This window comes from Arthrobacter sp. R-11, from assembly GCF_049913155.1.
Lineage (GTDB): Bacteria > Actinomycetota > Actinomycetes > Actinomycetales > Micrococcaceae > Arthrobacter.
Genome location: NZ_CP183979.1, coordinates 3,755,989 through 3,768,760 on the forward strand (window position 1 = coordinate 3,755,989; position 12,772 = coordinate 3,768,760).

A 12,772-nucleotide genomic window follows, 5' to 3' on the forward strand; every position below is an offset into this window, starting at 1 on the left:
AATCAACCAGTGGCACGTGGCGACGGAAAACTTTCACATGATCTTCTCCCCGGCGAAAAAGGACCCCAGGACGCTTGTGGCGTCTTCGGAGTCTGGGCCCCTGGCGAAGAGGTAGCAAAACTCACCTATTACGGGCTGTACGCGCTACAGCACCGCGGACAAGAGTCGGCTGGCATCGCGACCAGTGACGGCAAGCGCATCAACGTCTACAAGGACATGGGCCTCGTGTCCCAGGTCTTCGACGAAACCACCCTGAACACCCTCACCGGGCACCTCGCCGTCGGCCACTGCCGCTACTCCACCACCGGAGCCAGCCACTGGGCCAACGCACAGCCCACCCTGGGCGCCACGAGCACCGGCACGGTGGCACTGGCGCACAACGGCAACCTGACCAACACCGCCGAACTCCGAGAAATGATCCTGGAGCGCAACGACGGCCAGCTCACCGGCGAAATGAAGCAGGGCAACACCTCGGACACCGCACTGGTCACCGCCCTGCTTGAGGGCGAACCCGGCAAGACCCTCGAGGAAACCGCCATGGAGCTGCTGCCCAAGATCAAGGGCGGCTTCTGCTTCGTGTTCATGGACGAAGGCACCCTCTACGCCGCCCGCGACACGTACGGCATCCGCCCGCTGTGCCTCGGCCGGCTGGAGCGCGGCTGGGTGGTGGCCTCCGAGCAGGCCGGCCTGGCCACCGTGGGCGCCAGCTTCATCCGCGAGATCGAACCCGGCGAGTTCATTGCCATTGACGAGAACGGTGTCCGCTCCCAGCGCTTCGCGGACGCGACGCCGGCCGGCTGCGTTTTCGAGTACGTGTACCTGGCCCGCCCGGACGCCGCCATCAACGGCCGTTCCGTGTACGAGTCCCGCGTGGAGATGGGCCGCCAGCTGGCCCGCGAAAACACCCACGAGGCCGACATCGTCATCCCGGTCCCGGAATCCGGCACCCCCGCCGCCGTGGGCTACGCCGAGGAATCCGGCATCCCGTTCGCGCACGGCTTCGTGAAGAACGCCTACGTGGGCCGTACCTTCATCCAGCCCTCGCAGACCCTGCGCCAGCTCGGCATCCGGCTCAAGCTCAACGCGCTGGAATCCGTGATCCGCGGCAAGCGCGTGGTTGTGGTGGACGACTCGATCGTCCGCGGCAACACCCAGCGCGCCATCGTGCGCATGCTGCGCGAGGCCGGCGCTGCCGAGGTGCACATCAAGATTTCCTCGCCGCCCGTGCAGTGGCCGTGCTTCTACGGCATCGACTTCGCCTCCCGCGCGGAACTGATCGCCAACGGAGCCACGATCGACGAGATCTCCCAGGCCATCGGCGCGGACTCCCTTGCCTACATCTCCGAAGACGGCATGATCGGGGCCACCCAGCAGCCGCGCGAACGCCTCTGCACCGCGTGCTTCACGGGCCAGTACCCCATCGAGCTCCCGGGCTCGGACAAACTGGGCAAGAACCTGCTGGAGCGCACCGACCTCGGCGGGCTGCCGCCGTCGAACACTTCCGTAAACGATTCAGAGGACCCGGCAGAGAAGCCGGGCGCAACGGGCTGCGATCCAGGACCCGACGCCGAGTTTGAGAACCTGCTGACCGACGCCGACAAGAAAGAGTCTGTATGACCTCCGCCTCCTATGCCGCTGAAAACACCGGGGCCCCGGAAAACTCAGGCATCACCTATGCCTCCGCCGGCGTCGACGTCGAAGCGGGCGACCGCGCCGTCGAGCTCATGAAGGACGCCGTCAAGGCGACGCACAACAGCTCGGTGCTGGGCGGCGTCGGCGGTTTCGCCGGCCTGTACGACGTCTCGAAGCTGCTGACCTACAAGAAGCCGCTGCTGGCCACCTCCACCGACGGCGTGGGCACCAAGGTAGCCATCGCCCAGGCCATGGACATCCACGACACCATCGGCTTCGACCTGGTGGGCATGGTTGTCGATGACATCGTGGTGGTCGGCGCCGAGCCGCTCTTCATGACCGACTACATCGCCTGCGGCAAGGTTGTTCCCGAGCGCATCGCCGCCATTGTGCGCGGCATCGCCTCGGCCTGCTCCGTTGCGGGCACCGCGCTGGTGGGCGGCGAAACCGCCGAGCACCCGGGCCTGCTGGGCGAGCACGAATACGATGTGGCCGGTGCCGCCACCGGTGTTGTCGAGGCCGACCAGCTGCTGGGCCCGGACCGTGTCCGCGCCGGCGACGTCGTCATCGGCATGGCCTCCTCCGGCCTGCACTCCAACGGCTACTCCCTGGTCCGCCGCGTCATCAACCACGCCGGCTGGGCCCTGGACCGCCAGGTCTCCGAACTCGGCCGCACCCTGGGCGAGGAACTGCTCGAGCCCACCCGCGTCTACGCCGCCGACTGCCTGGACCTGGCCCGCGCCTTCCCGGTGAACAGCGGCACCGCCGCAAAGGGAAGCGTCAACGGTTTCAGCCACGTCACGGGCGGCGGCCTGGCCGCCAACCTGGCCCGCGTGCTGCCGCAGGGCCTCGTGGCCACGGTGGACCGTGCCACCTGGGAACTGCCGGCCATCTTCAAGCTGGTGTCCGAGCTCGGCAACGTGCCGCTGGCCGACCTGGAGCGCACCCTGAACCTGGGTGTCGGCATGGTGGCCATCGTGTCCCCGGAAATCGCCGACGCCGCCGTGGCCCGCCTCAACGAGCGCGGATTGCCGTCCTGGATCATGGGCACCGTTTCGGCGGACTCCGACGCGATCGACAAGACCGGCCCGGACTACGTCCAGGGTGCCAAGGGGGTCGACGGCGGAGCGGTCCGTCTGGTGAACGCGTACGCCTAAGCGAAACAACGGAAAGCGGGCCGGCAGTTGTGAACTGCCGGCCCGCTTTCTTGTGCGACGGGGGTCCCTTACCGCCCACACCCGGGAAGCCCTGCATGGGCCGTAAGTGACCCCGCGCCGGGTGCGTTCAGGCGGTCCCCTCGGCGGCCTGGAAGGCCTGCACGATCGACTTGGGGATTTGGCCGCGGCTGCTCAGCTCGTAGCCCTGTTCCATCGCCCAGCGGCGGATCCTGGCCGTCACGGAAAGCGGAGCTTCCTTCCGCCCCTGGGCTGCCGGGGTCGCGGCCTTCCGCCTGCCCGCGTTCATGAAAACCCCGAGGTAGGAGCGGAAAGCCGCCGCGTTCGCCGAGGACAGGTCCACCTCATAGTCGATGCCATCGACGGCGAACCTCACCCGCTCATCCGCGCTGCTTCCATCCAGGTCGTCAAGCAACAGGAAGTCAATCTTTTTGTTCATGGCCAACGGTCCTTTCTTGGGAGCATGCAATCCTTTGATTCCCGGAAATCGGTTCCGGAAGGCAATGAGTGTCAGTGGGCATGGCGCGGATCCGATCGCTTACGGGGCGGCAGCCTGGTAGTGCGCCAGCACCTGCGCCGGCGTGAGGGCTGTTGTGTCATAGACGGCGATGTTGTCCACCTGGCCGTCAAAAGCCGAGAGGCCGGCTCCGGGCCAGGCCGTGAGGTCGCCGTTGCCGAAACGCCAGTACCCCGTGTAGCCGCTCCGGGCGGTGGTGACGGCGGCGGAGGAGGCCACGGAGGCACCGTCGACATAGAGGTTCATCCCGGCGGAGGAGAGTGTGACGGCGGCGTGGTGCCAGGCGCCGTCGTTGTAGGCCGACGGTGAGACGACAGTCTGCATGGTGCCGCCTGGAGAGACGCCGAAGACCAGCTTTCCATCGACGCGCATGTAGAGGTTGCGGTCGTTGACGCCGGTGGCATTGTTCTTGGAGTCCTGGAATCCGGCCAGCTTCCCGCCGAGGATGGAGCTGGTCTTGAACCACATTTCGTAGCTGAATACCGTGGGCCCGGTGCTGCCGGTGGTGGTGGCGATGTACCGGAGTCCGGAAAGGTCCGCAGTGTTGCCGGCGTCCCCGGCGCAGGGAACCGAGGTACCGAGGGACGCCGTCATGCGGAACGTGCCGTCGTTGCCGCTGCCGGAGCTGTCGGTGACGGCAGTGGCCGGCTTCGGGGAATCGTTGAAGGCGTAGAACAGGGACGGCGCGTCGGCCAAGGCAGCCGCCGTGCAGCTGAAGAACGTCCGGGAGGACAGGGTGTTGGCCAGGTTGTGGCTCGTGCCTGAGAATGCCGCGTGCGCCAGCGGTGCGGTCATCACCGTCATGCCGGCGAGGCCGGCGGCGGCAACCAGGAACAGCACAGTGCAGCTTGCCCGGCGTGCCGGTACCAGCCAGGCTTTCCACTCTGCCCGACGGCGGCCCCCGGACTTGGAGTCCTTCCGGCGAGGACGGGCAAAATGCCTGTCCAGCCTCGTCAGGGCCAGTGCCCCCGCCAGCAGCGCGACGCCCGCGAGAACCATCGGCCATTGCCCCCTGCCAAGCCAGACGATCGGCAGTCCGACCGCCGGGATCCTCAGGTAACCCACTCCATGCACGGCCGAAGGCCACACGCTTGAGGAGTCATTGGCCGCGTTTGCATCTCCCCGCAGGACGAGGGAACCGTCCGGATTCACCGTGGCGATGCGGTGCAGCCGCAGCCGCCCGGCATGGTCCGGGTCATCCACCAGGACCACGCGGCCCGGGATGAGGTTCTCAGCTCCCATGGGCCGGGAAACCACTACATCGCCCACTTTGATGGTTGGCTCCATGGAGCCACTCACCACGGTGGTGGGCTGCCAGCCAAGGACGGCGGGAACGGATGCCCACCCCATCATCATGACTGCGAGAATCACCACCACCCGCCCCAGCGCGGCGCCCAGAACGCGCAGCCACTGCTGGGAAATGGAGTGTCCCTTCGGTGTCCTCGGGTCGCCGGCAGGCGCAGCAGCGTCCGCTGCGGCTGCTTGTTCTGTCGGCAACATCGGGGGCTCCTACAGGATGGGACGGGTGGCGGCAAGCACGGAGGGTCTAGCTCTGGGACTCCCAAGTGAACCCGATGGACGCGGTGTCACCCTGGTACGGGTTGTCCGCAGCGGGGGAACCTGCAGTAGCGAAGGTCCAGTCGATCTTGTAGGTGCGGGAACCGCCGGCGGGAAGCGCGTAGGAATCAGCACCCGTTGCGTAGCTGGCGGAAGCGGCTGCGAAGGACGTCAGCGAGGTCGTGGCGACGGCAACCGAGCCGGCCGTGAAACCGGTGCAGGCACCGTTGGCCGGAGCCGCACCTGGGAAGCTGCCGCTGGTGACGGTGACGTTGATGCGGTCGCCGAGGTTCTTGGTGCCCTTGCTGTAGCTGGAGGCGTAGAGCTTCAGGGTGCTGGCCACGTTTGCCGTGGTGGAAACGGTGATGCACTTGCTTCCCGCGTCCCCCGGTTTGATGTTGGAAGCCGAGAACAGCGCCGTCCCGGATGCATCGTTGCTGAGTGCCAAGCTGCCGGAAGCCCAGCTGTTACCGGCATTGTTGGTAGTTGCGCTGAACGCAGAGTACGAAGCCTGGGATACAAGCAGACCGCTCACGACCAGTGCGGCAGGAACGGCAGCCCATTTTGCGATGACTGCTGCGTGGACTGAAGTGCGCATGGTGACTCCTGAAAACTGGGGGCCGATTGAGACCTAATCGGGTGAACGCGCTGCTGCGGGTTCGGGAACCAGCCTAGCAAATTTCACTTGATCGTCAAGCAGTATTTTTATCAAGCTACATTTCCTTCAAGCTAAAACGGGTCGTCCGGCTTGGAATGAAGAAAAATCTAGGGCGGTTGCACGACTTACCCCTATACTGAAGTAACTTTCTCATCAAGATATTTAGGGAGACCGGCCATGGCCAGCTCAGCTGATTACGTGCCGTTCGTTCTGTTGCTGCGGCAACTGCAGCTCACGAGCGGTAACTTGAGGGCGGGCATTGCCAAGGAACTCGGCATCAGCATGGCGGAGCTGAATGCGCTCTCCCATGCTGCCGACCTCGAAGGCCTCACCCCCAAGAAGCTTTCCGAGTTGATGGATCTCACCACCGGGTCGATGACCACCATGATCGACCGGCTCGAGCGGGCGGGCCTGCTGCTGCGGCAGCCACACCCCACCGACCGCCGGAGCATCCGGCTGGCGCTCACACCGGGCGGACGGCAGGCCATGCGATGGGTAAACAGGCTCTACCTGGACGCCGTCATCGCCGCATTCAACGCAAGCCCGCACAGTGACCTTGCCGCCCAGACGGAGTTCATCGAAGCCCTGTCGGCGTCACTCGACGCCTCGACACCCCGCGGATCCGGAGGATCCGCCGGCTGAGCCCATGGGCACGGGCCCGGCAGGTCCGGGCACGCAAAATACCCGCAGGGGCGCCGATGGGCGCACCCTGCGGGTGAGGAACTGTGCTTCCCGGTTTCGCTCCGGGTGTGCGGGAGTCCGGGAGGTGAAAGTACGACGGCGGTGGCGTCACCGGTGCCTGGCGGCACCGCATGCACCCACTAGCCGATGCGGCGCGAGTCTACCTCGTCGTCTTCGTCATCCTGTGCGTACTTGTCCGCATAGGCCGAGTAATCCGGCTCCGTGGGATCGTCATCGAAGTGGCTCACCGCACGACTTGATGGCCCCGTCAGCTCACGCTGAAGGGCCGAATAGTCAGTGTTCGGGGAGTAGTACTTGATGTCCCGAGCCTGCTTGGTAGCTTTTGCCTTTTGACGGCCGCGCCCCATGGCGTGACCCCCTTTTGTACTTGGACCGGAGGTGGTCACCTTGGCGATCGGTGAGGCCCCGGAATGTTTGGTCAATTTGTCGTATGTCTAGATTACATGCTTTCGGCAGTGACTGGGTGCCACCGGGCCCGCCTCAGGCACCCCGGAGGCCCGGTATGAATCCGGGCAGGCGGGACCGGGCAGAATTTGGGTAAAGTCTCCCAAAGGGGAGCTTCAGCTGAGCTTCGCAAGCACGAAAGGCACGGATTCGGACATGGGCCAGGAAAACCCCTCCCCGGACAACCCGGAGGACAGACACGGCGATGCCATGCCCGCCGCCCGGGCACCGTCGCGCACCCCGATGGACCTTCTGACCCGGCAGCGGCTGATCATCGGCGGCATCGTCCTTTTCGTGCTGCTCCTGATCATCGCCGTGATCTGGACCCTGGTCTCCGTCTTCGGCAACCGCCCCGTACCGGCCGGCACCCCGGGCGCCTCAGCTTCATCCAGCCGCGGCCCTTTGCCCGCGGACATCGAATCCAAGGACTACCGGCTGGGCGACTGCTTTGCCGACTTCGATTCCAATGCCAGCAAGGCCCGCGCTGTGGAATGCACCACGCCGCACTCCGCCCAGCTCGGCGCCGTATTCAGCTACAAGGCGAACGACGGCTTCCCGGGCACCAACGCCCTGCGGGACAAGGGCCGCGAAGTCTGCCTTACCGTGATGCTGAACGAGGCGGCCGGCAAGTACGAGCTGCTCCAGCAGAATGTGTACCCGAGTTCCACCAGCTGGGACCGCGGCGATCGTCGCGTGGACTGCTTCATCGTGGTGGACTCGGGCAACACCCTGAAGGAAAGCGTGCTCCAGAAGTAAGGGCCGGCCCTACTCCTTCCGGCGCACCACCAGGCCGCTGCCGGCGGGGGCACCGCCGTCGGGCCCAACAAGCGCTTCGAGTCCTTCGATGGTGAGTTCGTCGGCATCCGCCACGGTGTCCACCAGCACGGTGTCGCCATCGGCGATCTCACCGGCCAGGATTTCCTTGGCAAGCCGGTCGCCGATCTCGCGCTGCACAAGGCGGCGCAGCGGCCGGGCCCCGTAGGCGGGATCGAAGCCGCTCATCGCCAGCCAGGCCCTGGCACCGTCGCTGACCTCGAGGGCGAGGCGCCGGCCGTGAAGGCGCTTGGCGAGCTCGGCCACATGCAGTTCCACGATGTCGGCCAGTTCGTCCACGGTCAGCGGATCGAACAACACGATTTCGTCCAGGCGATTCAGGAACTCCGGCTTGAAGGAGGCCCGCACCACGGACATCACGGCCTCCTGCTTCGCCCGGGGGTCCAGGCTCGGGTCCACCAGGAACTGGCTGCCCGAGTTGGACGTAAGCACCAGGATGGTGTTCCGGAAGTCGACGGTGCGGCCTTGGCCGTCGGTGAGGCGGCCGTCGTCGAGCACCTGCAGGAGGATGTCGAAGACTTCGGGGTGGGCCTTCTCCACCTCGTCCAGCAGCACCACGGAGTAGGGCCGGCGGCGCACGGCCTCGGTGAGCTGGCCGCCTTCCTCATAGCCGACATAGCCCGGAGGGGCGCCGACCAGGCGGGCCACGGAGTGCTTCTCGCCGTATTCGGACATATCGATCCGGATCATGGCGCGTTCGTCGTCGAAGAGGAAGTCCGCCAGCGCCTTGGCCAGCTCGGTCTTGCCGACGCCGGTGGGACCGAGGAACAGGAAGGAACCGGTGGGCCGGTTGGGATCGGAGATGCCGGCGCGGGCCCGGCGGACGGCGTCGGAGACCGCGGTGACAGCCTTGTGCTGGCCAATCAGCCGCTTGCCGAGCTCCTCCTCCATGTGCAGCAGCTTCTGTGATTCGCCTTGGAGCATGCGTCCGGCGGGAATGCCGGTCCAGGCGGAAATGACCTCGGCGATGTCGTCCGCAGTGACTTCCTCTGCGACCATGAGGTCCGGCTTCGCTCCCCCGCCCGCCACCCGCGCGGACTCCTCCTCGGCGGCCGCGTTCAGCTCGCGTTCGAGCGCAGGCAGCTCGCCGTAGAGGATGCGCGACGCCGATTCGAGGTCGCCTTCGCGCTGGTACTTTTCCGCGGCGGAACGCAGTTCGTCGATCTTCGCTTTGAGCTCACCCACCCGGTTCAGGCCGGCTTTTTCCGCTTCCCAGCGGGCATTGAGTGCGGCGAGGGCTTCCTTCTTGTCCGCCATGTCCGCACGGAGCGCGGCGAGGCGCTCAACGGAGGCGGCGTCGGTCTCGCCCTGGAGGGCGAGCTCCTCCATGGTGAGCCGGTCCACGGAGCGGCGCAGCTGGTCGATCTCCTCCGGTGCGGAGTCGATCTCCATCCGCAGCCGCGAGGCGGCTTCGTCCACCAGGTCGATGGCCTTGTCCGGCAGCTGCCGTCCTGAGATGTAGCGGTTGGACAGGGTCGCGGCGGCCACCAGGGCCGAGTCCGCGATGGCCACCTTGTGGTGCGCCTCGTAGCGCTCCTTGAGCCCGCGCAGGATGCCGATGGTGTCTTCCACGCTCGGCTCGCCCACGTAGACCTGCTGGAAGCGGCGTTCCAGGGCGGGATCCTTCTCGATGTTCTCGCGGTACTCGTCCAGGGTGGTGGCACCGATCAGGCGCAGCTCGCCGCGGGCCAGCATGGGCTTGAGCATGTTGCCCGCGTCCATGGCGCTGTCCCCGGTAGCGCCGGCGCCCACGACGGTGTGGATCTCGTCGATGAAGGTGACGATCCGGCCTTCGGAGTTCTTGATCTCCTCCAGCACGGCCTTGAGCCGTTCTTCGAATTCCCCGCGGTACTTGGCGCCCGCCACCATCGAGGCCAGGTCCAGGGCGATCAGGGTCTTGCCCCGCAGGCTCTCCGGGACGTCGCCGGCCACGATGCGCTGGGCCAGGCCTTCCACGACGGCGGTCTTGCCCACGCCGGGTTCGCCGATCAGCACCGGGTTGTTCTTGGTCCGGCGGGAGAGCACCTGGATGACGCGGCGGATCTCCGAATCGCGGCCGATCACCGGGTCCAGCTTGCCCGAACGCGCGACGGCGGTCAGGTCCGTGCCGTACTTCTCGAGCGCCTGAAAAGTGTTCTCCGGGTCCGGGGAGTTGACCTTGCGGTCGCCGCGGACACCCGGCAGGGCGGCGAGCAGCGCTTCATGGGAGGCTCCGGCGTCGCGCAGCAATTTCCCGACGGCGTCACTTCCGGCGGAGAGGCCGAGCAGAAGGTGCTCGGTGGAGACAAAGGAATCGCCGAGCTTTTCGGCTTCGCTTTCCGCGGCCTTGATCGCCTGCAGCGCAGGCCGGGACAGTTGGGCCTGCTGGACCGAGCTGCCCGACGACGACGGCAGCGCCTTGATCGCGGAACTCGCCTGGACGCTGACGGCGTCCGGATCCGCGCCGGTGGCGCGGAGCAATGCGACGGCGACGCCCTCACGCTGGTCCATGAGGGCCTTAAGCAGATGGGCCGGTTCGAGCTGCGGGTTGCCCGCGGTCGAGGCGTTCATGGCTGCCGCGGAAAGAGCCTCCTGGCTCTTGGTGGTGAATTTGACGTCCAAAAAAGAGCTCCTTTCGGGAGGCTAAAGAATCTTCCAAAGTTGAGTCAGCCGACTTTTACAAACTTGAGTCTATCACGCTCAACTTTGATTTCTGCCTTCTGAGGTCCATGCTTGCCCACCGAAGAACGCCTGTCCAGCGCTTGCCCTGCGGACTGATTCCCCGCTTCTCCCGCGGCAGGCAGAATCGAGTACCGTGCACGCTGCCGGGTGGCCCCGCCACGTCCTACGATCAAGCTGTGACCGGAAGGATGACCCCGATGGCGCAAGGAGAAAAGGACCTGTCATGACGAAGTTCGTAGTTCTCTACATCGGCTCAATGTCGGCCGAATCCCAAATCGCCGAGAGCACGCCCGAACAGGCCGAAGCCGGCATGAAAGCCTGGACCGACTGGGCGGCCAGGACCGGGGATGCCCTGGTCGACTTCGGCACCCCGTTGGGCGTCGGCAAGGAAGTGTCCGGCTCGGGCGTCTCGGACACCACCACCGGCGTCGGCGGCTACAGCATCCTCCAGGCCGATGACCTCGACGCAGCAGCCGAACTGGTGAAGGACCACCCGCATTTCATGAGCGGAGGCGAATCCAGCATCCAGATATACCCGGCGCTCGATATTCCCGGAATGTAGCCGGGACTGCAATCGTGGTGCGACCGGGGCACCGCACCACGAAACTCCGGCGCCACTTCAGGCCCTCAATTTCCGGACCGCGCGGACGTACGATTGGCCCATGGCTACCTTTTCCGTTTCGCGGAACGCATTCATTCCGGCCCCGGCGGCCGAGATTTTTCCGCTGGTCAACGACTTCCACAAGTGGACCGCATGGTCCCCGTGGGAAGCCGTCGACCCCAATCTGAAGCGCAGCTACTCCGGCAATGAAAGCGGTGTGGGCGCCAAGTACACCTGGAGCGGCAACAACAAGGCCGGCTCCGGAAACATGGAAATCGTCAATGCCGTGGAACCCACCAAGATCAACATCCGGCTTGAATTCACCAAGCCCATGAAGGCGGTAAATCCCACCGAGTTCACCTTTTCCCCGGAGGGCGAGGGCACCAGGGTCACCTGGACCATGACCGGCGAAAACAAGACCTTCATGTCCAAGGTGTTCGCGCTGTTCATGAACATGGACAAGCTGGTGGGCAAGGACTTCGAAAAGGGCCTGGCATCCCTGGGAGCTGCAGCAGCCAAGCGCCAGGGCTGAAAGCAATTCGTAAGGGGTCCCCCATGGCTGGCGGTAGCACCGCCGTCGTACTGTTTTAGCGTGGGGGTAGGGCCGCGGACGCGGAGGTGCGCCATGGAATGGACCCGGCCCGACAGCCCGGACTACGACGAGAAGCGGAAGCTTTTCAACGCAATGATCGACCTCCGGCCGGCAGTGATTGCGCAATGCGCTTCTCCCGCCGAGGTGGCCGAAGCGCTGCAACACGCCCGCACCCATCGGCTTGATGTCGCAGTGCGCGCAGGGGGCCACTCGGTGGCCGGGATGTCCACCAACGAAGGCGGCCTGGTGGTGGATGTGCGGCCCATGAAATCGATCAACGTTGACCGCGACGCCCGCACCATCACGGTCGGCGCGGGCGTGAACTGGGGCGAGTTCGACCGCGCCAGCCAGGAACACGGCCTCGCGACCACGGGCGGCCGCGCATCCACGACCGGTGTGGCAGGCTTCACCCTGGGCGGCGGATCGGGCTGGCTGGAACGCTCCTTCGGCTTCGCCTGCGACAACCTGCTCTCCGTGGACCTGGTGACCGCGGCAGGCGAGCAGGTCACCGCTAGCGGGCAGGAAAACCCTGAACTGTTCTGGGCATTGCATGGCGGAGGCGGGAACTTCGGTGTGGCCACAGCGTTCACGTTCCAGTTGCGGGAGCTCGGGCCAACCGTGCAGGCGGGACTCATGCTCTTTCCGGGCGGCGCCGCAACGCAAGTGAGCCGCGGCTACCGGGACGCAGCCCTGGCCGCCCCCGACGCCGTGGGGACAGCCCTGATATTCCTCACCGCTCCGCCGGAACCGTTCGTCCCGGAGGAGATGGTGGGCAAGATGGCTCTTGGGCTGGCGTACCTCTATGCCGGCGACGCGGAGGAGGGCGCCGCCCATGTCCAGCCGTTCCGGGACCTGGGCCCGACTGTGGACCTCGTGGAACCCATGGGATATGCGGATTTCCAGTGCATGCTCGACGACCCGCCCGGCATGTACAACTACTGGAGCGCCGATTACCATGACGAGCTTGCGGACGACGCCCTGGACCTGTTCGTGGACTCGGCGCAGCGGCTGCCGGGCCAGCACTCACAGCAGCTCATCGCCCGCTGGGGCGGAGCCGTGGGCGGGTCGGCCGCGGCGTCCACTCCCCTGCAGAACCGTGGTGCCGCCTGGGTAAGCCACCCCTTCGGTCTGGCGGAAACGCCCGAGGGCGGGCAGGAGGCCAGGGCCTGGGTCAAGCGTTTCCGCGCCGACATCGCCCCGCACACCACGGGCGGCGTGTGGCTGAACTTCATCGGCCACGAAGGGCCTGAGCGCATCGTGGCCGCCTTCGGCGAGGAGAACTACCGGAGGCTGTCCCGGGTGAAGCGCGAATTCGACCCGGAGAACACCTTCCGGGGCAACCAGAACATCCTTCCGGCCGAGCGCTGAGGGGCCCCTTGCCGGGCCCTCCGCCGGGACT

General features: G+C 66.1%; 12 protein-coding genes. 7 read left to right on the top strand and 5 right to left on the bottom strand.

Annotated elements, in window-relative coordinates; genetic code table 11:
- The first annotated feature begins 9 nt into the window (after window positions 1–9).
- Window positions 10–1,617: an amidophosphoribosyltransferase gene (gene purF, locus ACN9M4_RS17080; protein WP_426299964.1), complete on the top strand. Its 1,608-nt coding sequence runs from the start codon at window positions 10–12 to the stop codon at window positions 1,615–1,617.
- Entirely contained in the window at window positions 1,614–2,789 is a 1,176-nt protein-coding gene (gene purM, locus ACN9M4_RS17085; RefSeq protein ID WP_426299966.1) for a phosphoribosylformylglycinamidine cyclo-ligase, read from the top strand. Before purF ends, purM begins: the two co-directional genes overlap by 4 nt.
- 127 nt (window positions 2,790–2,916) lie before the next feature.
- On the opposite strand, the gene ACN9M4_RS17090 is transcribed toward purM, so the two are convergent.
- From ACN9M4_RS17090 to ACN9M4_RS17100, 3 genes are all read right to left on the bottom strand, one after another.
- The gene (locus ACN9M4_RS17090; RefSeq protein ID WP_426299968.1) at window positions 2,917–3,246 is read right to left on the bottom strand and encodes a histone-like nucleoid-structuring protein Lsr2; all 330 of its coding nucleotides are present in this window, start codon (window positions 3,244–3,246) and stop codon (window positions 2,917–2,919) included.
- Between the two features lie 99 nt (window positions 3,247–3,345).
- Window positions 3,346–4,824: a LamG-like jellyroll fold domain-containing protein gene (locus ACN9M4_RS17095; protein WP_426299970.1), complete on the bottom strand. Its 1,479-nt coding sequence runs from the start codon at window positions 4,822–4,824 to the stop codon at window positions 3,346–3,348.
- Window positions 4,825–4,870: 46 nt separating this feature from the next.
- On the bottom strand, window positions 4,871–5,479 hold the full coding sequence (locus tag ACN9M4_RS17100) for a hypothetical protein (protein ID WP_426299972.1): 609 nt from the start codon (window positions 5,477–5,479) through the stop codon (window positions 4,871–4,873).
- Window positions 5,480–5,716: 237 nt separating this feature from the next.
- Between ACN9M4_RS17100 and ACN9M4_RS17105 the strand changes: the two genes are divergently transcribed.
- Window positions 5,717–6,181, top strand: coding sequence for a MarR family winged helix-turn-helix transcriptional regulator (locus tag ACN9M4_RS17105; RefSeq protein WP_426299974.1), 465 nt, complete (start codon window positions 5,717–5,719; stop codon window positions 6,179–6,181).
- Between the two features lie 179 nt (window positions 6,182–6,360).
- Here the strand turns inward: ACN9M4_RS17105 and ACN9M4_RS17110 are convergent, their stop codons facing one another.
- A complete protein-coding gene (locus ACN9M4_RS17110) occupies window positions 6,361–6,588 on the bottom strand; it encodes a DUF3073 domain-containing protein (RefSeq protein ID WP_115789654.1) in 228 nt (75 codons plus the stop codon).
- Between the two features lie 253 nt (window positions 6,589–6,841).
- Here ACN9M4_RS17110 and ACN9M4_RS17115 point away from each other — a divergent pair, with 253 nt between their 5' ends.
- Window positions 6,842–7,441 (top strand): septum formation family protein, encoded by a 600-nt coding sequence (locus ACN9M4_RS17115; RefSeq protein ID WP_426299976.1) that lies wholly within the window; start codon window positions 6,842–6,844, stop codon window positions 7,439–7,441.
- 9 nt (window positions 7,442–7,450) lie between these two features.
- On the opposite strand, the gene clpB is transcribed toward ACN9M4_RS17115, so the two are convergent.
- On the bottom strand, window positions 7,451–10,120 hold the full coding sequence (clpB, locus tag ACN9M4_RS17120) for an ATP-dependent chaperone ClpB (RefSeq protein ID WP_426299978.1): 2,670 nt from the start codon (window positions 10,118–10,120) through the stop codon (window positions 7,451–7,453).
- 283 nt (window positions 10,121–10,403) lie between these two features.
- Here clpB and ACN9M4_RS17125 point away from each other — a divergent pair, with 283 nt between their 5' ends.
- The 3 genes from ACN9M4_RS17125 (at window position 10,404) to ACN9M4_RS17135 (ending at window position 12,741) form a co-directional block, all read left to right on the top strand.
- The gene (locus tag ACN9M4_RS17125) at window positions 10,404–10,742 is read left to right on the top strand and encodes a hypothetical protein (RefSeq protein WP_426299980.1); all 339 of its coding nucleotides are present in this window, start codon (window positions 10,404–10,406) and stop codon (window positions 10,740–10,742) included.
- 100 nt (window positions 10,743–10,842) lie between these two features.
- Window positions 10,843–11,313 (top strand): SRPBCC family protein, encoded by a 471-nt coding sequence (locus ACN9M4_RS17130; RefSeq protein WP_426299982.1) that lies wholly within the window; start codon window positions 10,843–10,845, stop codon window positions 11,311–11,313.
- Window positions 11,314–11,406: 93 nt separating this feature from the next.
- Entirely contained in the window at window positions 11,407–12,741 is a 1,335-nt protein-coding gene (locus tag ACN9M4_RS17135; RefSeq protein WP_426299984.1) for an FAD-binding oxidoreductase, read from the top strand.
- Window positions 12,742–12,772: the final 31 nt, after the last annotated feature.